Origin of the sequence: Bradyrhizobium sp. 482_C4_N1_8 (genome assembly GCF_052075965.1) — a bacterium.
GTDB classification, from domain to species: Bacteria; Pseudomonadota; Alphaproteobacteria; order Rhizobiales; family Xanthobacteraceae; genus Bradyrhizobium; species Bradyrhizobium barranii.
Window position 1 is genome coordinate 5,539,795 of record NZ_CP197231.1, and the last position, 19,819, is coordinate 5,559,613.

19 protein-coding genes are annotated in these 19,819 nt (G+C 64.3%); 9 read left to right on the forward strand and 10 right to left on the reverse strand.

Features of this window, described 5'->3' with window-relative positions; translation table 11 throughout:
- Window positions 1-150: 150 nt before the first annotated feature.
- Window positions 151-1,362: an acyl-CoA dehydrogenase family protein gene (locus AB7Z56_RS26820; protein ID WP_441256521.1), complete on the forward strand. Its 1,212-nt coding sequence runs from the start codon at window positions 151-153 to the stop codon at window positions 1,360-1,362.
- A 659-nt stretch (window positions 1,363-2,021) separates the two neighbouring features.
- Here AB7Z56_RS26820 and AB7Z56_RS26825 read toward each other — a convergent pair.
- Genes AB7Z56_RS26825 through AB7Z56_RS26840 form a run of 4 tightly spaced genes read right to left on the reverse strand, consistent with a single transcriptional unit; the run spans window position 2,022 to window position 5,614 of the window.
- Window positions 2,022-2,888, reverse strand: coding sequence for an efflux RND transporter periplasmic adaptor subunit (locus AB7Z56_RS26825; protein ID WP_063983918.1), 867 nt, complete (start codon window positions 2,886-2,888; stop codon window positions 2,022-2,024).
- A complete protein-coding gene (locus AB7Z56_RS26830; RefSeq protein ID WP_028146630.1) occupies window positions 2,885-3,091 on the reverse strand; it encodes a DUF1656 domain-containing protein in 207 nt (68 codons plus the stop codon). The genes AB7Z56_RS26825 and AB7Z56_RS26830 overlap by 4 nt, the downstream gene beginning before the upstream one ends.
- Window positions 3,088-5,139: an FUSC family protein gene (locus AB7Z56_RS26835; protein ID WP_441256522.1), complete on the reverse strand. Its 2,052-nt coding sequence runs from the start codon at window positions 5,137-5,139 to the stop codon at window positions 3,088-3,090. Before AB7Z56_RS26835 ends, AB7Z56_RS26830 begins: the two co-directional genes overlap by 4 nt.
- 1 nt (window position 5,140) lies before the next feature.
- On the reverse strand, window positions 5,141-5,614 hold the full coding sequence (locus tag AB7Z56_RS26840) for a MarR family winged helix-turn-helix transcriptional regulator (RefSeq protein WP_063983920.1): 474 nt from the start codon (window positions 5,612-5,614) through the stop codon (window positions 5,141-5,143).
- A gap of 91 nt (window positions 5,615-5,705) precedes the next feature.
- Between AB7Z56_RS26840 and AB7Z56_RS26845 the strand changes: the two genes are divergently transcribed.
- Window positions 5,706-6,932: an MFS transporter gene (locus tag AB7Z56_RS26845; protein WP_441256523.1), complete on the forward strand. Its 1,227-nt coding sequence runs from the start codon at window positions 5,706-5,708 to the stop codon at window positions 6,930-6,932.
- 10 nt (window positions 6,933-6,942) lie between these two features.
- Here the strand turns inward: AB7Z56_RS26845 and AB7Z56_RS26850 are convergent, their stop codons facing one another.
- Window positions 6,943-7,851, reverse strand: coding sequence for an amino acid ABC transporter substrate-binding protein (locus AB7Z56_RS26850; protein WP_014496061.1), 909 nt, complete (start codon window positions 7,849-7,851; stop codon window positions 6,943-6,945).
- 351 nt (window positions 7,852-8,202) lie between these two features.
- Here AB7Z56_RS26850 and AB7Z56_RS26855 point away from each other — a divergent pair, with 351 nt between their 5' ends.
- From AB7Z56_RS26855 to AB7Z56_RS26875, 5 genes are read left to right on the forward strand one after another with little or no spacing between them, the layout of a single operon-like run.
- Entirely contained in the window at window positions 8,203-8,997 is a 795-nt protein-coding gene (locus tag AB7Z56_RS26855) for an ABC transporter ATP-binding protein (protein WP_354176838.1), read from the forward strand.
- Window positions 8,994-9,737 carry an ABC transporter ATP-binding protein gene (locus AB7Z56_RS26860; protein ID WP_063983924.1) on the forward strand — a complete coding sequence of 248 codons (744 nt, stop codon included), beginning with the start codon at window positions 8,994-8,996 and terminating at the stop codon, window positions 9,735-9,737. The genes AB7Z56_RS26855 and AB7Z56_RS26860 overlap by 4 nt, the downstream gene beginning before the upstream one ends.
- A complete protein-coding gene (locus AB7Z56_RS26865; protein ID WP_063983925.1) occupies window positions 9,734-10,588 on the forward strand; it encodes a branched-chain amino acid ABC transporter permease in 855 nt (284 codons plus the stop codon). Before AB7Z56_RS26860 ends, AB7Z56_RS26865 begins: the two co-directional genes overlap by 4 nt.
- The gene (locus AB7Z56_RS26870) at window positions 10,585-11,562 is read left to right on the forward strand and encodes a branched-chain amino acid ABC transporter permease (RefSeq protein WP_354176840.1); all 978 of its coding nucleotides are present in this window, start codon (window positions 10,585-10,587) and stop codon (window positions 11,560-11,562) included. The genes AB7Z56_RS26865 and AB7Z56_RS26870 overlap by 4 nt, the downstream gene beginning before the upstream one ends.
- Window positions 11,563-11,582: 20 nt before the next feature.
- Window positions 11,583-12,722 (forward strand): ABC transporter substrate-binding protein, encoded by a 1,140-nt coding sequence (locus tag AB7Z56_RS26875; RefSeq protein WP_166352383.1) that lies wholly within the window; start codon window positions 11,583-11,585, stop codon window positions 12,720-12,722.
- Between the two features lie 65 nt (window positions 12,723-12,787).
- Here the strand turns inward: AB7Z56_RS26875 and AB7Z56_RS26880 are convergent, their stop codons facing one another.
- From AB7Z56_RS26880 to AB7Z56_RS26895, 4 genes are read right to left on the reverse strand one after another with little or no spacing between them, the layout of a single operon-like run.
- Complete coding sequence (locus tag AB7Z56_RS26880) at window positions 12,788-14,227, reverse strand: amidohydrolase family protein (RefSeq protein WP_441256524.1); 1,440 nt, start codon at window positions 14,225-14,227, stop codon at window positions 12,788-12,790.
- Between the two features lie 27 nt (window positions 14,228-14,254).
- Window positions 14,255-15,280, reverse strand: coding sequence for an ABC transporter substrate-binding protein (locus AB7Z56_RS26885; protein WP_028146640.1), 1,026 nt, complete (start codon window positions 15,278-15,280; stop codon window positions 14,255-14,257).
- Window positions 15,281-15,320: 40 nt separating this feature from the next.
- A complete protein-coding gene (locus tag AB7Z56_RS26890) occupies window positions 15,321-16,097 on the reverse strand; it encodes an ABC transporter permease (RefSeq protein ID WP_063983930.1) in 777 nt (258 codons plus the stop codon).
- Entirely contained in the window at window positions 16,097-16,954 is an 858-nt protein-coding gene (locus AB7Z56_RS26895; protein WP_063986446.1) for an ABC transporter ATP-binding protein, read from the reverse strand. The genes AB7Z56_RS26890 and AB7Z56_RS26895 overlap by 1 nt, the downstream gene beginning before the upstream one ends.
- Window positions 16,955-17,152: 198 nt before the next feature.
- Between AB7Z56_RS26895 and AB7Z56_RS26900 the strand changes: the two genes are divergently transcribed.
- Entirely contained in the window at window positions 17,153-17,908 is a 756-nt protein-coding gene (locus AB7Z56_RS26900) for a GntR family transcriptional regulator (RefSeq protein WP_231144594.1), read from the forward strand.
- 84 nt (window positions 17,909-17,992) lie between these two features.
- On the opposite strand, the gene AB7Z56_RS26905 is transcribed toward AB7Z56_RS26900, so the two are convergent.
- Window positions 17,993-18,409 (reverse strand): hypothetical protein, encoded by a 417-nt coding sequence (locus tag AB7Z56_RS26905; protein WP_063983932.1) that lies wholly within the window; start codon window positions 18,407-18,409, stop codon window positions 17,993-17,995.
- Window positions 18,410-18,557: 148 nt separating this feature from the next.
- On the opposite strand from AB7Z56_RS26905, the gene AB7Z56_RS26910 reads away from it, so the two are divergent.
- The gene (locus AB7Z56_RS26910; protein ID WP_441256525.1) at window positions 18,558-19,796 is read left to right on the forward strand and encodes an amidohydrolase family protein; all 1,239 of its coding nucleotides are present in this window, start codon (window positions 18,558-18,560) and stop codon (window positions 19,794-19,796) included.
- The last annotated feature ends 23 nt before the right edge of the window (window positions 19,797-19,819 follow it).

A 19,819-nucleotide genomic window follows, 5' to 3' on the forward strand; every position in this document is an offset into this window, starting at 1 on the left:
AATATCGCTACGCAACAGGTGAGCTCTGACGCGATTTGCGCAGAGCCGCGCCGATGAAAATGCGATGAGGCAAGCGCCGCTATCGCCGACTCGATTCTGATGCAGGCCGGCCCCCCCGTGCAGGCGCTGCTTGATCTACAGGAGGTCCAGATGCTCTACCCGATGTCGCCCAAAGTCGTCGAGCTCAAGCGCAAGCTCGAAAGTTTCATGGACCGGCACATCTATCCGAACGAGGAGCGCTTCTATCGCGAAGCGGAAGAGCTCGGACCGTGGAAGGTCTATCCCGTCGTCGAGGAGCTGAAGCCACTGGCGCGCGCCGAAGGTCTCTGGAATTTGTTCCTGCCGGAGTCCGGCCACGGCGCGGGTCTCACCAATCTCGAATATGCCCCGCTCTGCGAGGTGATGGGGCGCACGCATCTGGCGCCCGAAGTGTTCAACTGCTCGGCGCCCGACACAGGCAACATGGAGGTGCTGGAGCGCTATGGCACGGAGCAGGACAAGGAGCGCTGGCTGAAGCCGCTGCTCGCCGGCGAAATCCGCTCCTGCTTCGCCATGACCGAGCCCGCCGTCGCATCATCCGATGCGACGAACATCGAAAGCTCCATCGTGCGCGACGGCGACCATTACGTCATCAACGGGCGGAAATGGTACACGACCAACGCGACCGATCCGCGCTGCAAGATCTGCATCTTCATGGGCAAGACCGATCCGGACAATCCCGACCGGCACAAGCAGCAATCCATGATCCTCGTGCCGATGGACACGCCGGGCATCGAGGTCAAGCGTCCCCTGCCCGTGTTCGGTTTCTACGGCGTGCCCGACCGCGCTTCCGAGGTCGTCTTCACCAATGTGCGCGTGCCCAAGGAGAACATGCTGCTGGGCGAAGGCCGTGGCTTCGAGATCGCACAGGGCCGCCTCGGCCCCGGCCGCATCCATCACTGCATGCGGCTGATCGGCCTTGCCGAGCGTACGCTGGAAAAGATGTGCCGCCGCGTGCGCAGCCGCGTCGCCTTCGGCAAGCCGGTCTCGGAGCAGACCGTGACGCAGGAGCGCATCGCGGAAGCCCGCATCATGATCGAGCAGGCCCGGCTGCTGACGCTCAACGCCGCCTATGCGATGGACACGGTCGGCAACAAGGTCGCGAAGGCCGAGATCGCGATGATCAAGGTCGCCGTGCCCAACATGGCCTGCCAGATCATCGACTGGGCCATCCAGGCCCATGGCGGCGGCGGCACCTCGAACGATTTTGGCTTGACCCAGGCCTACGCGTCCGCGCGCCTGCTCCGGCTTGCCGATGGGCCGGATGAGGTGCATCGAAACCAGATCGCGCGGTTCGAGCTGAAGAAATACTCGAATGCCTGAGCAGACGCTGGTTCGTCAGTCCCGAGCGGAACGCGTGAGCGTCGGAGTCTAATCGATGCTTGGCGGCTCCTGGATGGGTGCAGAGACAGTTTGCTTCGAAATCGCTTCGAGCATCGCTCCGAAAATGATGATCGGCAGATAGAACGCAAGCATGATCGTATTCCTCCTGCTGTGACAACCTTGGCCCGCAGGACCAGGTTCCTCAAATTGACACTCGCCCGCCTCGGAACAATTTCGTCGCTTACCGAGCTACCGACGAACCGAGTCGCAGGCGGTATCAGGAACGCATCGCGTCAATCGCATGGGCGATCAGAACGACTGCGCTCGCGGCAATGAGAAACACAAACAACCAGCTCATGTCCGCCTCCGATCCCGGAAGTGAACGCGGTCATCCATGCACAGTCAAAAACCATCGGTCTGGAACCGCTATTCAACGGCTGGCTGATGCTTCGCAGCAACATTTGCGTCCGCTGTCGGCTCTATCGGCAGAATGCCAAAAGGAGCAACGCGCCGACGACGCAAGCTGCCAGGACTAAAAACCAAACGCCCATACGGTCCCCCGACTCACACAAGCGCGTCAGGATTAGCCCTGCGATTTGGCATTGAAACGCCTGTTGGCGGTTTTCCCCAAGCCAGGCGCGATCCATGGGCTCGTTGCGTTAGTCCAATACCTCTACCGTCGCGGAGCGGCCGGCGACGAGCGAGATGGTGTCGGGGACATTGTCCAACGCGATGCGCACGGGGACGCGCTGGGCGAGCCGCACCCAGCTGAAGGTAGGGTTGACATTGGCAAGCAGGTTCGCGCCCTCAGCGCGGTCGCGGTCCTCAATGCCGGCGGCGATGCTCTCGACATGGCCCGACAGCGTGACCGTTTCGCCCATCAGGCGGACCCGCACCTTGTCGCCGGTGCGGATGCGCGCGAGCTTTGTCTCTTCGAAATAACCCTCCACGTGCAACGTATCCGTGTCGACCAGCGCCATCACGCCCTTGCCGGCCGTGACGTAAGCGCCGGGACGCAGATCCATATTGGTGATGACACCGTTCACGGAGGCGTGGACCTCGCTGCGATCGAGGTTGAGCTGGGCGACCGCGCGGTCGGCGACGGCCTGATCGAACGCCGCCTTGGCCTGGAGCTGGGTGGCCAACACCTGCTCCTGCTTCTGCTGCGATACCGCATCGGTGGTCAGCGCGCTGTAGCGCTTCAAATCGGAATTGGCCTGGTCGAGCGTGGCCTGATGACCCGCCACGGATGCATCGGCTTGCCGCAAGGCCAGCGCGAAACGTTCGCGATCAATCCGGAACAGCACATCGCCGCGATGGACTTTCTGGTTGTCCTTGACCAGCACCTCCGTGACGAACCCGGAGACGTCAGGCGCGACCTGCACCACATCGGCGCGGACGCGACCGTCGCGGGTCCAGGGCTGCTCCATGTAATAGACCCAAAGTTCACGGCCGACCGCGAGCGCGGCGACGACGGCGAGAACGGTCAGCGCAAGGCGGCCAAACCAGGCGAAATTCCCCTTCATGGCAAAAACTCCGAGAGATAGACGACGCCGCCGAGAAGACAGACGAAAATCGCGAAATCGAACAGCGCACGGTGCCAGACCAGCCGGTAGAGGTCGAAGCGCTGCATGAGCCGGCGCAGGATCGCGCTCAGGACATAGGCGACGATGATCCACAGCAGCAGCGCCGGTACGAGCACGCCATAGATGTCGATCACGTATCTCATGCTGCAACACTCGCGCCTGTACGCGGCCGGTAGGCCGGTGCGTCCGGGAACAGGCCGCGGCGGATGCCGACGAGGCCGATCAGAGCGTCTTCGCGCGCGCGGTCATTGGAATCCGTCACCGCCTTGGCAAGCGCCCGATCGACGCTGGTCAACAGCTCGGTCGGCATTCCTCCACCGGCATGGCTGCGGCAAGCGATCGCGAGCTGATCAAGCATGTCGTCGATGACGGCAATGGTGGTCGCGGCAAGCCCATAGCGGGCGCGGCGCAGGTCGATGATATTGATCCCGATTCGAAGCTGCACGAGGCTGTCGGCATCGTGGCGATCGCTCTCGGAGAGGAAGGCGGTCCGCTGCACCAGAAGGCCCAGACGATGCAGCATGAGGCCCGCAAACTCCGCCCGATCATGCTTGCCACGGCGCTCGGCAGCGACCGCGAGCGTCTTCCAGCTCGACAGCACCAGGCGATTGGCGACCCATTCCGCGCCCACGCCGCGCGCGATCCGCGTCACGAGCTCGGCGATCACGACGCCGACGAAGAAGGCGACCGCGGAATTGGCATAGGTTGCGAAGTCCGCGCTGTAGGTCGATTGCAACGCCAATAGCGTTGCGGTGTTGGCCGCGAGCGCCATGCCTGTTCCCGCCGTTGCAGGCCGTCCGATCAGGAAGCCGTAGAGCAGGAAGGTCGGCGCCAGCGCGACGATCAGAACCTCGATATGGGAGATCGCGGGCACCAGCGCGAACAGATAGATCGCGACGACCACGATGGCGACCAGCGACCACAGGCCGAAACTGCGGATGAAACGTGCGGGCTCGTCCTGCGCGGCAAAGAAGGAGCACGCGACCGCCGCCATCATCGGCGCCGAGGCGCCGTCCGGCCAGCCGGTCCCGATCCAGAACGCGCAGCAGATCAGGATGGCCGTGGCCGCGCCGGCCGCCGACCACAAGGCAAGGCCGCGGTCGCGATGGCGCACCGGCGCGGCACCGGCCTCGGAACGGAAGGCCAGATCGACCGTCGAAACATTGCGGCTCTCGGCGATGGCCTCGCTGAGCACGTGGCAGTCGCGCGAGAGGTCGACCAGCTCGCGCAGCCGCAACAGCAGGCTCGTGGTGATGATCCGCTCCCATGAGGCGCTGTCATCGAGCACCGCCTGTCGCTCTGCAATCATGGCGCGGATCGGCTCGGCCGGTTGCCGCGCGCCGACATCGCTCGCAATCCATTGCGCAAGATCCTCCAGCAGCCGCTTCAGCTCGGGCTGCCGGCGCAACGCCTCCTCCCCCAGCGCAGCCAGCCGATCCTCCAGCGAGGCGATCACCGGCAACTGCATCAGCATGCGCAGCCGGATCTCGCCGAGGCCAGTCACCGCATTGCGATCGGTCAGCCGGTCATACGCAAGATGAGTGGAAAGCGTGTCGATCTCGACGATGTCGGTCGCAAGCTTGAATCGCCTGCCGCGGCGCGTTTCACTCGTTCCCTGACGAAGCAGCACCGCCTGGCTCACGCGCTGCGCATCCGACAGCCAGGCGTCGACGCGATTGGCAACGGCTGGCGCGACGCTGCGGGGAAAGACGATGGTGGAGACGAGGCTCGCGCAGATGATGCCGAGGGAAATCTCCTCCACCCGCGCAATGGCGGTATCGAAGATGGCGCCGGGCTCGGAGACGGAGGGAAACCCGATCAATGCGACCGTGTATCCCGCCAGCATGAAGACGTAGCTGCGCGGCGTGCCATCGAGCAGCGACAGATAGAGGCAGAGTCCGACCCAGAGCGCGATCGCGAGGCAAAGCAATTCCGGCGCATCGATCAGGTTCGGCACCAGCGCCACCGTCATGGCGGCGCCGACCAGCGTGCCCATCACGCGGAAGAACGCTTTTGAGCTGGTCGCGCCCGCCAGCGGCTGCGAGGTGATGTAGACCGTCGCCATCGCCCAATACGGCCGCGGCAGGTCCATGGCGAAGGCGATGACGAGCGCCAGCATCGACGCGGCAAACGTCTTCAACGCAAAAATGACGTCCGCGTGGCGGACCAGGAACGGCTCGTCTGCGCGCATGCTATTTCGTCTCTGGACCGGTCTTGGTGTCCTGCAGGCGACTGGCCCGCTGCTCGATGCGCTGAAGAGTTTCGAAGGTTATCGCAAGTTCGTCCGCGCCGATATCCTTGAGCAGGCTCGCCCGGACCCGGCGCAGCACCCGGTTGGTCTCTTCGACCTTGACCTCGCCCGCTTTGGTCAGATGTAGCGTTTTGGCACGGCGGTCGCTCGGATCCTCGCGACGTTCAACCAGCCCCTCGGCCTCGAGCAGATCGATCAACCGGACCAGCGACGGCCCCTCGATGCCGAGTTCGTCGGCGAGCACGCCCTGGCGCACGTTCTCGCCCTGCCGCGACAGCACCAGCAGCGGAATCGCGGTCGCATAGGACAGGCCGTGATCGGACAGCGCCTGATCCGACTCGCGGCGCCAGATGCGGGCCAGACGTGCGATGAGCCGGCCGATCTCGCCGTGGATATGCGCCTGCGAGGGAGCCATGCAATTTGATAGGACGCGAACTATTAGGCTGCAACTATATAATCCGGCGTGTGGCAATCGATCACGCAAATGCGAACGAGGACAGCGCTGGATGGGACCGGGTTCCGCGACCGAGGCAAGGGAGACGATGGCGGGCGAGAGCACGCTGACGCTGGTCCCGACCTTCGTGGTCGTCGCTGTGGACGCCACGGGCATGGGAATCATCCTGCCGCTGCTGCCGTTCTACTCGCAGCGACTCGGCGCAACGCCGTTCCTGCTCGGCGCACTGATCTCGGCCTATGCCGTCTGTCAGCTCGTTGCCGGCCCCGTGGTCGGCATGCTCTCGGATCGTTACGGCCGGCGGAAGGTTCTGGTCGTCAGCCAGATCGGGACTTTCATCGGCTTCATCCTGCTCGCATTGGCGGGCAACCTGACGCTGGTGTTCCTGGCGCGCATCATCGACGGCCTGACATCAGGCAACATCTCGGTCGCTCACGCCTATGCCGCCGAGCACAGCGCGCCGGCAACACGCAAGCAGGCACTCGGCATGACCAGCGGTGCGATCGGGACCGGGCTGCTGCTCGGCCCTGCTCTCTCGAGCTTCCTCGTGCACTACGGCCAGACCGCGCCGGTGTGGGCCGCGGCCGCGCTCTCGCTGATCAGCATCGTTGCGACGATCGCCCTGCTCCCGCCTGATCACCCGGCGTCCGAGCCGCTCTACCAGCATCGCGTGCCTGAGCCGACGCTGACCCGCAGCCTGCTCGGCATGCGCTATGCCTGGCGGCTGCTCGGCCTGCTCATCGTGTTCTTCTTCGTCAACTCGATGTTCCTGTCGCAGATCGGCCTGTTCCTGTCGGCGCGGTTCTCCTGGGACGGACATCCCTTCGGGGCGCGCGAACTGGGCTGGATGTTCGCCTATGCTGGTTTCATCAACATGGTGGTTCAGGGACTGCTCATCACGCGTGTGAGCATCATCGCGTCAGACCGCAGCATCGTGATGGCCGCGTTCGCTTGCATGGGTCTCGGATTTTCCGGACTTGCGGCCCGCGACAATGTCGGCCTGCTCGCGATCAACCTGACACTGATCATCGTCGGCACCATGTTCGCGCGCAGCACGCTGACGGCCGAGCTGTCGCGCTCGACCGCGATCAACCGTCAGGGCATGATTATGGGCCTGAACCAGTCGCTGATGTCGGGCGCGAATATCAGCGCGCCGCTCCTGAGCGGCGCGCTGATCGGTCATCGGCTGTTCGTTCCGTGGGCGCTTGCCATGGCCGCGATCGCGGCGATCGGCGTCGCACTGGCGGGCCAGTTGCTGGACACGCCGCGGGCGCGCTAGCGCCCTCGCCTCAGTTCACCACGTAGACGTCGGGATCGAAGCTCGAGCTCGGCTTCTTGAAGGCGTTGCGCAGGGCCGCCGACATCGGGACATTGTAGTTGAGGCCGTTCGGCGGCGTCGGCGATTCCAGCCAGCGCTTGTAGAGCACCTCGATCTCCGGGCTCGCGTAGAGCTCGGCGGTGGCGCGGTCGGCGAGCGCCTTGAACGGCGCGTCTTCCCGCCGCAGCATGATCCCGAAGGGCTCGGCCTTCGAGAACGTCTCTTCGCTGATCATGAACAGCGCCGGCTCCTTCGAGCGCGCAATCGCGACCGCAAGCTGGACGTCGTCGAGTGCGTAAGCCTGAGCGCGGTCGGTTTCCAGCAGCAGGAACGCTTCGGCCTGATCCACGGCCGGCATGATTCTGATGCCGAGATTTCGCTCGGTGTTGACCTTGGCGAGCTGATTCAGATTGACCGAGCCTGCCACCGCCGTGACGGCCTTGCCCTTGAGATCGTCGATGGTGTTGATCTTCGCGGCTTTCTTGGCTGCAAACCGGGTCGCGCTGAGGAAATGCGTGTTGGTGAAGGCGACCTGCTTCTGGCGGTCGGCGTTGTTTGTTGTCGCCGAGCAGTGCAGATCGAGGGTGCCGTTGACCATCAGCGGAATCCGGTTTGACGACGTCACGGCGAGCGTGTCGACGGCGATGTCGGGCATGCCGAGCTGCTTCTTCACGGCATCCACGATCTTGAGGCAGATATCCATCGCAAAGCCGATCGGCTTCTGGTTGCCGTCGAGATAGCTGAACGGAACCGAGGCCTCCTGATAGCCCAGCGTGATCTTCTTGGTCTCCTTGACCTTCTGGAGCGTGCCGGACAGGTCCTCGGCCGAAGCTGCGCCCGCAAGACATGTGACGGCCAGGATAATTGTGGGAAGACGCATCGCAGGGCTCCTCAAGGGGGTCATGGGCTGCGCCGCAGCGCAACTCCAGGGTTCATAGCCCACAGCCCGGATGATCGCCAGACGAGGTTCCGTCTATCAGCTATTGCGGTTTTGTATGTACCACTGCGGGAGAAAATACCGTGCCGCGCCGTCAGGGTTGAGCGCGCTGCAGCGCAGGCGTCTCTGGTCTGACAACCAGTCAGCACAAGTTTTCAGAGTTGGCGCGCAATACCTTGCCTCTCGCGAGGCTGCCTCTCTCCTGCGGTTTGATCCCACATCGATTGCCGTGCGCTGCCTCGCCAAAACCGGTTGCCGTAAGCGCGGCCGGGACAACAAGGGATGGACGGCCGGGTGGCAAGTTCCGGGGAAACGCGTCGCGGCGCGAGCGAGGTGCTGCGCGTCGAAGGGCTGACCGTGCAGTATGGCGCGCTCGTCGCCCTGCGCGACGTGAGCTGGTCAGTCCATAACGACGAGATCCTCGGCATCATCGGCCCGAACGGCGCGGGAAAAAGCAGCTGCTTTGCCGCCGTCACCAATGCCGTCACCCATCGCGGCCACACATTCCTCGACAAGGCCGACGTCTCGGCGCTCCGGACGTTCGACCTCGCCGGCCGCGGCCTGCGCCGCACCTTTCAGCAGAACTCGTTCTTCGGCGAGCTGACCGTCCTGCAGAACGCGGTCTCGGCCATCTTCCGCGATTTCTCGACCGATCTCGCCACATCCCTGTTCGCGCCCTGGCGCGAGGCCACCACGCGCCGCGCAGCCGAACTGGCGGCCGCACAACTGCTCGACTTCTTCGGCATCGCCCGACAGTACCACGACCACCTTCCCGGCGACATTCCCTACGGCGTGCAGCGCCTGCTCTCGGTCGCACTCGCCTATGGCACCGGCGCAAAGGTGCTCCTGCTCGATGAACCCGCGGCCGGCCTCAGCGGCGGCGACATGAAGAAGCTCGCCGACGTCCTGATTGGCCTCCGCAAGCGTAACCTCGCCCTCGTCGTCATCGAGCACCACATGGACCTCATCATGTCGATTGCCGATCGCATCGTCATGATCGACCAGGGTGCCATGCTGGCGACGGGAACGCCTGTTGACATCCAGCGCGATCCGCGCGTGCGCGAAGCCTATCTGGGACGCGACGAATGAGCGGCGTACTCCAGAGCGACGGTCTCTCAGTCCGCTACGCAGGCAATGTCGCGGTGTCAGGCGTCAATATCGGCGTGCCCGCGGGGCGAATGGTTGGCCTCGTCGGCGCCAACGGCGCCGGCAAGACCACGCTGGTCAATGCGCTCGCCGGCTGGTCCCGTGGCCGCGCCGTGGTCACCGGCAGCGTCCAGCTCGAAGGACGCAGCATCGAGAAACTCGCCGCGCACGAGCGGGTGGCGCGCGGCCTTACGCTGGTGCCGGAAGGCAAGAACATCTTTGCGGAGCTGACCGTCGACGAGAACCTGGCACTGGTGCGGCCGCCCGCGGACACGACCGGCCGGCATCTCTTCACCATCCCCGAGGTTTTCGAGTTCTTCCCGCGCCTCGCCGAGCGCCGTTCGCACAAGGGCGCAGCACTCTCCGGCGGCGAACGGCAGATGCTCGCGGTCGGGCGCGCCTTGCTCGCCGGCCCGCGCGTGCTGATGCTGGACGAGCCTTCCGCGGGCCTCGCGCCCCGGCTGATCACCGACCTGCTCTCCCGCATCCGCCTGCTGGTCGATCGCGGCCTGCCGGTGCTGCTGGTCGAGCAGAACATCAAGGCGGCGCTGAAGGTGGTCGACCACCTCTACCTGCTCGAACGCGGCAAGATCGTCGGCGAAGGTCCTGCCGACGTCATGGCCGCGGACCATCGCATCATCGAGGCCTATCTCGGCACCATCGCCGATGGAACGCCGGCATGAATATCGCGCAGCAGGTCATCAACGGCATCGTGCTTGGCTCCGGTTATGCCTGCATCGCGCTGGGCTGGACCATTTTGCTCGGCGTCGCACGACTGGTGAATTTCGCCCATGGCCAGCTCTACATGCTCGGCGCCTTCGTCACCTGGTACGCCATCACCAAACTGGGCCTGCCCTACCCGCTCGCCATTCTGGTGGCGATCATCGTGCTCGGCGTGATCGGCCTCCTGATGCAGAACGCGATGATGCGCCTGGTCATGACGCAGAACCTGACCAGCCTGATGATCGTGACGCTCGGTCTCGGCTACGTCCTGCAGGGCAGCAGCGCGCTGATCTTCGGCGGCAATCCGCAGACGCTGCCCGGAACATTGGCGCGCGCCAAGATCGACATCGGTCCGCTCTGGTTCACCTGGCAGGACGTGCTGGTGCTGGTCGTAACCCTTCTTCTTTACGGCGCAGTCTGGCTGTTCACCCAGCGAACCCGCTTCGGCTCGGTCATCCGCGCCGTCGCCGAGGACCCGAAGCTCGCAGAGCTGTTCGGGATCAACGCAAAGTTCGTCTATCTCGGCGTCTTCGTGTTCGAATGTTCCGCGGTCGCGCTGGGGGCGGCGCTGGTGGCGCCCCGCTCGCCGATCCTGACCAGCATGGGTTTCAACGAGGTCATCATGACCTTTGTCGTGGTCGTGCTCGGCGGCATCGGCTCGATCGGCGGCGCGCTCGCAGCCGGGCTCGGGCTCGGCCTATTCACCGCCTTCTTCGGCGCGTTCGTCGCGCCGGCCTATACGACGGCGGCGGCCTTTGCGCTGTTGCTGGCGCTGCTCGTGATCCGTCCCGCGGGGCTTGCAACCAAATGACCGCGATCGAATCCCCGCAGCCCGCCTCGATCCCGTTCCTGCGCCTCACCGTAGTTGCGGCCTTCGTCGTGATCGGCTTCTTCCTGCCGCGCCTGCTGGGCGGTACCTCGGTCGCCTATTCCACGCTGACCACGATCGCGATCTTCGCGGTGATGTGCTACGGCGCCGACATCGTGCTGTCCTATCTCGGCGAGGTCAGCCTCGGCCACACCGTGTTCTGGGCCATCGGCGGCTATGCGGCCGCGAACCTCTCGGTCAAATACGGCCTGAACGGCTGGGCGACGGCGGCCGCGACGATCGCGCTGTGCCTCGCGGCCGCGGCCTTCCTCGGCGCCGTCACCTTGCGGACCCGCGAGTTCGTGTTCTCCCTCGTGACCTATGCGGCCGCCGTGGTCGCCTACGAGATCGCGTTCAACTGGGACGCCGTCGGTGGGTCCGACGGCATCGTCGGCATTCCGCCGCTGAAACTCCCATTGCTCGTGACCAACTTCTCCGGCGCGATGCAGGAAGATCTCTGGCCGATCGCCTTCGCGCTGCTGCTGCTCACCCTCGCCTTCATCGCGCGCTTCCGCCGCTCGCGGCTGGGCACCACCGCGCTGATGGTGCAGATGAACCCCGCGCTGGCCGCAAGCCTCGGCGTCGATCCGCGCCGGATCAGGCTCGCCGTGTTCGTGATCTCGGCACCGATCACCGGGCTTGCCGGCTGGCTTTACGCCTATCAGCGCGCCTATGTCGGCCCCGACATGTTCGAGTCCTACTTCCTCGTCATGATGCTCACCGCGATCGTGCTGGTCGGGCGCCGTATCCTGCTCGGCCCCTTGATCGGCACCGCCCTCCTGATTGCCCAGCAGAACTTGCTGTCGCTCGGCGGCGACTGGAACAAGATCGTGTTGGGATCGGTGCTGGCGCTCGTCCTGATCTTCTGGCCCGCCGGGCTCGTGGGCCTCTACCGCCGTATCACCAAGAAGACGTAGAACGCATTGGGAGGAAGCGCATGCACAAGACGAAACTGGCTCTCGCGCTATTGTTGGGTCTCGCATCTGTGCCAGCCGTGGCGCAGGACATCAAGGTCGGCACCATCTTTCCGCTCAGCGGCGGCGCCGGCCCTGATGGCCAGACCGTGACCAACGCCGTCAAGCTGATGGTCCAACAGATCAACGACAAGGGCGGCCTGCTCGGCCGCAAGCTGACGGTGATCTCCAAGGACGACGAGAGCACGCCCGCGGTCGGCGTCAGCCGCGCCAACGAGATGGTTGCCGAGAAGGCGGACATCGTCATCGAAGGCTGGAACTCACCGGTCACATTGGCGATGCAGCCGATTCTTGCCCGCGGCAACATTCTCGACTTCACCGCGGTCTCGAAGTCGGATCTGATCCTCAGCGGCGAGACGAACCCTTACGCGATGCGCATCAACAGCTCGAACGGCTTCGACGCGGAAGTCATCGCAAAATACGTCGCCCAGACGATGAAGGCGAAGAAAATCGCGTTCCTCACCCAGAACGACGTCTATGGCAACGGCTTTCAGACCGCCGTCGAGGCCGAGTTCAAGAAGATGAACTTTTCGGGCGAAGTCATCATGACCGAAAAGTTCGCGTTCAAGGACACCGACTTCCGCGTCCAGCTGACCAATATCAAGGGCGCCAATCCAGACGCCGTCATCGTCACTAGTTCGTCGAATTCCTCAGGCCTTCCCGCGCTGGTCGACCAGTATCGCCAGGCCGGCATAAAATCCACCTTCGTCGGCGCCGTCGGCATCATGCTGAGCACCGTGTACAAGGTCGCCGGCGACGCCAACAACGGCGTGATATCGGCCGACATCTTTTTCCCCGATCTGCCGCCGTTCACGACGCAGCCGGAGAGCGTAGCGTTCGTCGCGGCCTACAAGAAGGCCTACGGCGTTGATCCGGACAAGAGCGCCGCGCTCGGCGCCGCCGCCGTGCAGGTGTGGGCGCAGGCGGTCGAACAGACCAAGTCGCTCGATCGCAAGACCGTGGCAGAGGCGATCCGCGGCAAGCCCGTCAAGGGCACCGTGTTCGGCGACGTCCAATTCCTGCCGAACGGCCAGATGCAGCCTCGCTATGTCGTTTTCGAGGTGGTCGACGGCAAGAACACCAAGCTCAAGGCATTGCAGTAACGACGGCATTCGTGCCATTGGAAGCGCTCGCCCGATCGTCAGGCGGGCGTTTCCCTGGTCGCCTCCTACTCGCAAGTGAGCTGCTGCTCGAACCAACCGGAGACGCGCTCCGATAGGGACGGCCACATGCGCTGAAAACTTCCGAGCTTGCCGACATTGACGCGGTACATCGCCCGCAACTCCTGCTCGATGGCCGGCAGGTCAACGCCCATGCAGGCCCCGTCCTTCGCGATCGTCTTGCCGGCGACGACGACCTCCTTCACCAGCGACGCATTGCCCCGCGCGAACAGAAGCGCCATGGGGTCGACGGGCATGATCTGATCTCGGTCCAGCCGGTCGAGGTCGATCACGACGAAATCGGCGGGATTGCCTGCGACGAGCCCGCCGCTCCCGGGCGCGCCGGTGGCACGACGCCCGTTGCGGACAGCAAGCGCGAACATCTCGGCCGGCGTCCAGGTCGCCCTGAAGCCGAGGCCGCCATGGGCCATCTGCACCAGCCGCATCTCGCGCAGGATGTCGTCGTCCTCGTCCAGCGCCAACCCGTCGACGCCGACCGCGATGGCGCAGCCACATTTGTGTGCGGCGGCGATCGGGGCGAGCCCCGAGCGCAGATGCATGTTCGAGCTGAAATTGGTGACGATGCGCGCGCCGGAGGCCGCGATCATCTCCAGCTCATCGGGACGGGCGTGGATGCAGTGCGCCAGCGTCAGCCGCTCCGAGAGGAAGCCGATATCGCGCAGCCAACGCACCATGTCCGGAAAGTTTTGGTCGGCCCAGGCGCGCTGATAGACGGTCTCCAGCAGATGCATGTGAATGCGGCGGCCCGTCTGCGCCGAGTTCTCGGCGACCGCCTCCAGCAGCGGCTTCGAGCACCATTGCACGCCGGCGGGTCCAAGCTGCACGTCGACCATCGGGCCGAAGATGGCGGCGGCAATCGCATCGGTCAGCTCGATATAGGCCTTCGGAGACATCGGCGCGCGGACAAAGAGGTCTTCGATGGTCTTGCGGTCGTCACTGGGGAGGTCGGAGAGAATCGGCTCGGCATCGCCATAAACGATCGGATTCTGGTCTCGCACCGCGAGGGCAAATGCCACGTGGATGCCGACATCGGATGCCGCCCTCGCAATCGCCTTGGCTTCATCGAGCAACGGCATCGTCCCGCTTGGGCGGGTGTAGTGCACCATCATCGCCGCGCAACCAGCCTTGGCGGAACGGGCCAGTGCAGAGGCCGCGGTCAGATATGGATCGACCGGCGTGCCGAGCGCGGTCCGCAGGATCCAGCTTTCGAGCGGCATGCCGACCGCGCCGAAAGATGATGCGGTCGCGCGGGCATGATCATGGGCGTTGACGAAGGCAGGAATGACGAAGGAGCGAGGCCCGCCAGCAGGCCCCGCTCCTTCAAGAATGTCGGTGATGATACCGTTATCGTACCGCAGCACGACATTGTCGGTCACACCGAGATCAGGGCCACGGAACAGGCTGGTTGCCGCAATCTCCGTGGCCATGACGGTCTCTCCAAAGATCTGTGAAGATCAGTTGGCAGTATACACCAGCTCCCGCTCCGCACGCGGCGGCAGGAATTCGCGAGAGAACACCTCTGCGGGTGTCGGCGCGCGGGCGAGCTGATAGCCCTCCACCACAATGCCGATCGCGCGCGTCATGCGGTCGTCCTTGATGTCGCCGATGCCGATCTCCTTCATCTCGGGCGAGACGATCAGCTTGTCGAAGGAATATTGCAGCCGGCGTTTCTCGACGGCGACGTCGATCAGATTGTCGTAGTTCAGCGCCGCCTTCATGCCGGCGTTCTGGTCCTTGGCCACCGCGATCGCGCCCTTGTTGATGGCGCGCACGAGCCCGGCCACGGCCTTCGGGTTCGACGCGATCAGCTTCTTCGAGACCATCACGCCGTTGGAGTAGAGGTCGAGGCCGTACTCGCCGAACGAGAACCATTTGAAATCCTTGTCCGGGTCCTGGCGGTTCAGCACCAGGTTGAAATAGCTGGTGATGTTGAACACGAGCGCGGCGTCGATGTCGCCCTTGATCAGCATCGGCTCCTGGAGGTTCGGGGCCATGTTGGAGATCTTGATCTTCTCGCCGTCGAGCCCGTTCTTGCGGGTGAACACCGGCAACAGGCGCGTCGTCGGCGTGCCCTGCGCGCCGCCCAGCGTGTGGCCCTCAAAATCCTTGATGGTGTTGATGCCGCTGGTCTTCTTGGCGACGATCGCGAACGGCGGCTGGTTCCACATCATATAGACCATGACGGGCGCCTCCTGCGGCTTGGTCGAGGCGTTCTGGATGATGGCGTTGACGTCGCCGAAGCCGGCGTCATAGGCCCCCGACATCACGCGCGTGACGGTGGCGCCGGAGCCTTCGCCCTGGTCGATGACGACGTTGAGGCCTTCCTCTTTGAAATAGCCGTTGTCCTTGGCGTAGAAGAATGCCGCATCGCTGCCTTGCGTCTTCCAGCCCAGCGTGAACTTGATCGTGGTGTCCTCGGCCGTGGCAGCGCCCGCGGACAGGGCCAATCCCAGCAGCGCGACAGTTACTTTTCTCAACATCGAGATCTCCTCAAGCTTCGTTGCATGACGGTTCAAGATTTCAGGTGGCGATCACGTCGTTCTTGCGCGTGGCCCAGCCGGTGACGCGCCCTTCGATCAGCGAGAACACCGCGTAGAGCGCGACACCGAGGCCGGCGAGCACGAACAGGCCGGCGAACACCAGCGGCACGTTGAAATTCGAGGACGCGGTCATCATGACGTTGCCGATGCCTCGGTTGGAGGCGACCGTCTCCGACAGCACCGCACCGACGAAGGCGTAGGAGATCGCGACCTTCAGCGAGGCGAAGAAGAACGGCATGGTCCTGGGCAGACCGACGTTCCAGAGGATGTCGAACTTGCTGGCGCCGAGCGCCTTCAATACGTCCTCGAGCTCGGGCTCGGTGGTCGCAAGGCCCGTGGCGATATTGACGACAATCGGGAAGAAGCAGATCGACAACGCGGTCAGCACCGCCGGCACCGTGCCGGAGCCGAACCACAGCACAAAGATCGGCACCACCGCGACCTTGGGGATCGAAGAGAAGCCGATCAGCAGCGGATAGCAGGTGTCATAGGCTGTCTTGGAGACGCCGATGATGGCGCCGAGGGCGACCCCAAGCGCAACGCCGAGGACGAAGCCGAACATGGTGGTCGCGAGCGTCTGCACGATGTGCGGCCACAGCACCGGGAAGCGCTGGAACAGCGTGACAAAAACCTGCGACGGCCGTGGCAGCACCAGGTCGGACATGCCGGTCATCAGGCAGAACAGCTCCCAGGCGACAAAGAACAGCACTATCAGCCCGGCCGACCACGCCTTCTGCCTGACATCGATCCCGAACATCAGCCTGTCCCCTGTTGGGCCGCGCTGCGCGCGTCCTCGATAAAGGCGCGCAGCTTCTGGTTCAGCGCGACGAAATCCGGCTCGAAGGTCATGGCGACGGTGCGCGGCCGCGCGAACTCCACACGGCTGTCATCGAGGATGCGGCCGGGACGCGCGCTCATCACGCAGATGCGGCTGGCGAGGAAACCGGCCTCGCGCAAATCGTGCGTCACCAGCAGCACGGTCGGCTTGTGCGTCATCCAGAGGTTCTGGAGGATCGCCCACAGCTCCTCGCGGGTAAACTGGTCCAGCGCGCCGAACGGCTCATCCAGCAGCAACATGCGCGGCTCGTGGATCAGCGCGCGGCAGAGATTGGCGCGCTGGAGCATGCCGCCGGATAGCTGCCAGGGATAGCGACTGCCAAATCCCCTAAGGCCGACCTGCTCCAGCAGCGCATTGGCCTTGTCGCGAAACTCGGTCTTACGCAGCTTGCGGAAGTTCGAGCGGAACGGCTCGACGATCTTCAGCGGCAACATGATGTTCCGCTCGATCGTCATCCACGGCAGCATGGTCGGGTTCTGAAAGGCCATGCCGACCCGCAGCGCCCGCGCCGCGACCTCGCGGCCGCCGACGATGACGACGCCGCTGGTCGGCTGCACCAGGCCGCTGACGAGACGCAAAATGGTCGATTTGCCGCATCCGGACGGGCCGACCAGTGCGACAAACTCGCCGTCGGCGATCCGCAACGTCGTCTTCGACAGAGCGGGCACGGCGCGGTCGCCGCGCCCGAAGGTCACGGTGGCCTCGGACAGCTCAATGGCGGTCGGGCCGGAGCCTTCGGGAACGGGCTGGCCGTCAAATTGGGCGTTGGGTTGCATGCGCATCACAGGCAAAGTGCATGCAAGCTGGGTGCCAGTCGGTCGTCCTCGCAAAATCAATGATTTGGCCAAACTCCCCGCCGGATGGCCGGATTCGATTTAGGCAATTCGGCTGCCAAACTGCATGCAATTGGAGCGCTGGATTGGACAAAGCCTGTGCTAAAGAGAGGTTTCGACCCTCCCCGCAAGGATTCGCCGATGGCGGCGCGCACCACCAGCAAGACGTCTGAATCATCGGACAAGGTCGGCGTGATCTGCCGCGCACTCAGGCGCGCGATCATCGAGCAGGCGCTGGAGCCCGGTGCAAAGCTGCCCGAGGATGCGCTGGGCGAACGTTTCGGCGTCAGCCGCACCATTGCGCGCCATGCGCTGGGACAGCTTGCTGCCGAAGGCCTCGTCGAGCTCCGCCGCAACCGGATCGCGGTGGTGGCAACGCCGAGCTGGCAGGAGGCGCGCGATGCCTTCGACATCCGCATCCAACTCGAGGGCCTTGTCGTCCGCCAGCTCGCGGGCAAGCTAAGCAAGAGCCAGATCGCCGAGCTGAATGCCCATGTCGATGCCGAGGACCGCGCACGCGGCGGCACGGATGCAGTTTCGATCCGGCTCGCCACCGAATTCCACATCCTGCTCGCGCACATGACGAACAGCCCGATCCTGGTGCGCTATGTCAGCGAGGTCGCCTATCGCTGCTGCCTGACGCTGTCACTCTACAGCCGACCGCATTCCACCGAATGCGCGATCAACGAGCACCGCGCCATCATCGCATCGCTCGCCAAGGGCGACGAAGCCAAGGTGATGGAACTGATGCACCATCATCTGGATTCCGTGGCCAATCGTGCATTGGTGGCCCCCACCCCGCAGCGTGGCCGCGATCTGCTCGATATCCTCGCGCCCTATGCGGACGAGGTGACGAGCGACCGCGTCGTCAAGCTGCCGAAAGTGGCTCGTCGCTAAAGCGCAGCGAATTGCGCTTTAGCTTTTCGTTTGCGCATGATCTTATCGGAAAACCGCTGCACACTTTTCCGGATCATGCGCGTGTTAAGCCTCGATCCCGCGCTGGACCAAAATCCGCTCTGCGCTATCGTTCCAGACGTCCATCTTCACGATCTGTCCGCCCCGCACGACGAAGCGGTCGACATAGCGATTGCCCTCGAACGGCGTGCCGTCCATCCACTCGCCATAGAGCATGCCGACGCTGTAGACGATGGTCTCGTCCGTGCCCGGACAGACGTCGAACCGGTCCATCTTCTTCTTGACCCAGCGATAGCGGTTCGCATTGAAGCCGGTCGGGCCGCGCGGATGATCGAACTCGCGCCCGCCGGTAAACGTGATCACCGTACCCGGCTTCATATAGGCCGCGGCGGCATCGGGATCGGGTATCATCGAGGCCGTGAGATAGGCCTCCACGATCTCGGCGTCGGTCATCGGGCGTTCGGCTTTTGCGGGGACAGACATGGTGGGCTCTCCGAGGTGGCGGCATTCTACAATTCACGCCCCAAAGTGTATGCACATTTTTTGAACAATTTGGTGGCATAACTGCACACAATCTGGAGCTGCCCGCTTCCCCAGCTTCCGCTAGGCTACCACAGCTGAATCCGACGCCATGACCGCCCAACCCGCCCTTGACCTGATCTTCCGCAACACGCTGTTGCGATCATCCGCCGCACCCGTCGATATCGGCGTGAAGGGCGGCCGCATCGCCGCGATCGAGCCGCAGCTTGCCTGCGAGGCCGTCGAGGTCGATGTCGGCGGGCGCCTCGCCCTGCCCGGGTTCGTCGACACCCACATCCATCTCGACAAGGCCTGCCTGCTCGGCCGCTGCGGGCACAATCACGGCAGCGTCTCGGACGCGATCCGCGCCGTGGCCGGGATGAAAAAGGATTTCACGGTCGAGGACGTCTACGCGCGCGGCGCAAAAGTGCTCGAGCGCGCCATCGTGCACGGCACGACGCGCATGCGGACCCATGTCGAGATCGACCCCCGCATTGCCTTGCGCGGCTTCGAGGCGGTCAAGGCGCTGAAGCGCGACTATGCCTGGGCCATCGACCTGTCGCTCTGTGTCTTCCCGCAGGAAGGCCTGACCAACGACCCCGGCAGCGATGAGCTGCTGGTGCAGGCGCTGCGCGATGGCGGCGAAGCAATCGGCGGCTGTCCCTATATGGACACCGACCCGAACGCGCATCTCGAACGCATCTTCGATCTCGCGCAGGAATTCGACGTCGACGTCGACCTCCATCTCGATTTCGACCTCGACCCCTCCTGGTGGCACCTCGACGAGGTCTGCCGCCAGACCGAGCGGCGCAACTACGGAGGACGCGTGGCGATCGGCCATGCGACAAAACTCTCGGCACTGCCGCCGGAGCGGATGAAGGCGGCCACCGCGCAGCTGGCGAAATCAGGCGTTGCCGTCACCGTGCTGCCCGCAACCGATCTTTATCTGATGGGCCGCGAAGCCACCCACAACGTGCCGCGCGGGCTGACGCTTGCGCACAAGCTCGCCGGCGACGGCGTGCTGTGTTCGGTCGCGACCAACAATGTGCTCAACCCGTTCACGCCGTTCGGCGACGCCTCGCTGCTGCGGATGGCAAATTTCTACGCCAACGTCGCGCACGCTTCGGTCAGCGACTTCGATACCTGCCTCGATCTCGTGACCGAACTGCCGGCGCGGCTGATGAACCTTGGCGATTACGGCATCAAGGTCGGCAACCCCGCCGATCTCGTCGTGCTCGAAACCCAGGACAGCCGCTTCGCCATCGCCGAGCTGCCGGATATCGTGATGGGCTTCAAGAGCGGCCGCCAGACGTTTGAGCGGCAGCGGCCCACCTTGTTCGGGCCGGGCTGACCGACTTTCCGCGCCTTGCGCCC

Coding starts and splice junctions, on each gene's coding strand:
- AB7Z56_RS26870 (WP_354176840.1), top strand. CDS start 10,585: ATGACCGCGATCGAATCCCCGCAGCCCGCCTCGATCCCGTTCCTGCGC.
- AB7Z56_RS26885 (WP_028146640.1), bottom strand. CDS start 15,280: ATGTTGAGAAAAGTAACTGTCGCGCTGCTGGGATTGGCCCTGTCCGCG.
- AB7Z56_RS26865 (WP_063983925.1), top strand. CDS start 9,734: ATGAATATCGCGCAGCAGGTCATCAACGGCATCGTGCTTGGCTCCGGT.
- AB7Z56_RS26890 (WP_063983930.1), bottom strand. CDS start 16,097: ATGTTCGGGATCGATGTCAGGCAGAAGGCGTGGTCGGCCGGGCTGATA.
- AB7Z56_RS26825 (WP_063983918.1), bottom strand. CDS start 2,888: ATGAAGGGGAATTTCGCCTGGTTTGGCCGCCTTGCGCTGACCGTTCTC.
- AB7Z56_RS26820 (WP_441256521.1), top strand. CDS start 151: ATGCTCTACCCGATGTCGCCCAAAGTCGTCGAGCTCAAGCGCAAGCTC.
- AB7Z56_RS26860 (WP_063983924.1), top strand. CDS start 8,994: ATGAGCGGCGTACTCCAGAGCGACGGTCTCTCAGTCCGCTACGCAGGC.
- AB7Z56_RS26905 (WP_063983932.1), bottom strand. CDS start 18,409: ATGTCTGTCCCCGCAAAAGCCGAACGCCCGATGACCGACGCCGAGATC.
- AB7Z56_RS26910 (WP_441256525.1), top strand. CDS start 18,558: ATGACCGCCCAACCCGCCCTTGACCTGATCTTCCGCAACACGCTGTTG.
- AB7Z56_RS26880 (WP_441256524.1), bottom strand. CDS start 14,227: ATGGCCACGGAGATTGCGGCAACCAGCCTGTTCCGTGGCCCTGATCTC.
- AB7Z56_RS26840 (WP_063983920.1), bottom strand. CDS start 5,614: ATGGCTCCCTCGCAGGCGCATATCCACGGCGAGATCGGCCGGCTCATC.
- AB7Z56_RS26875 (WP_166352383.1), top strand. CDS start 11,583: ATGCACAAGACGAAACTGGCTCTCGCGCTATTGTTGGGTCTCGCATCT.
- AB7Z56_RS26850 (WP_014496061.1), bottom strand. CDS start 7,851: ATGCGTCTTCCCACAATTATCCTGGCCGTCACATGTCTTGCGGGCGCA.
- AB7Z56_RS26835 (WP_441256522.1), bottom strand. CDS start 5,139: ATGCGCGCAGACGAGCCGTTCCTGGTCCGCCACGCGGACGTCATTTTT.
- AB7Z56_RS26895 (WP_063986446.1), bottom strand. CDS start 16,954: ATGCAACCCAACGCCCAATTTGACGGCCAGCCCGTTCCCGAAGGCTCC.
- AB7Z56_RS26900 (WP_231144594.1), top strand. CDS start 17,153: ATGGCGGCGCGCACCACCAGCAAGACGTCTGAATCATCGGACAAGGTC.
- AB7Z56_RS26830 (WP_028146630.1), bottom strand. CDS start 3,091: ATGAGATACGTGATCGACATCTATGGCGTGCTCGTACCGGCGCTGCTG.
- AB7Z56_RS26845 (WP_441256523.1), top strand. CDS start 5,706: ATGGGACCGGGTTCCGCGACCGAGGCAAGGGAGACGATGGCGGGCGAG.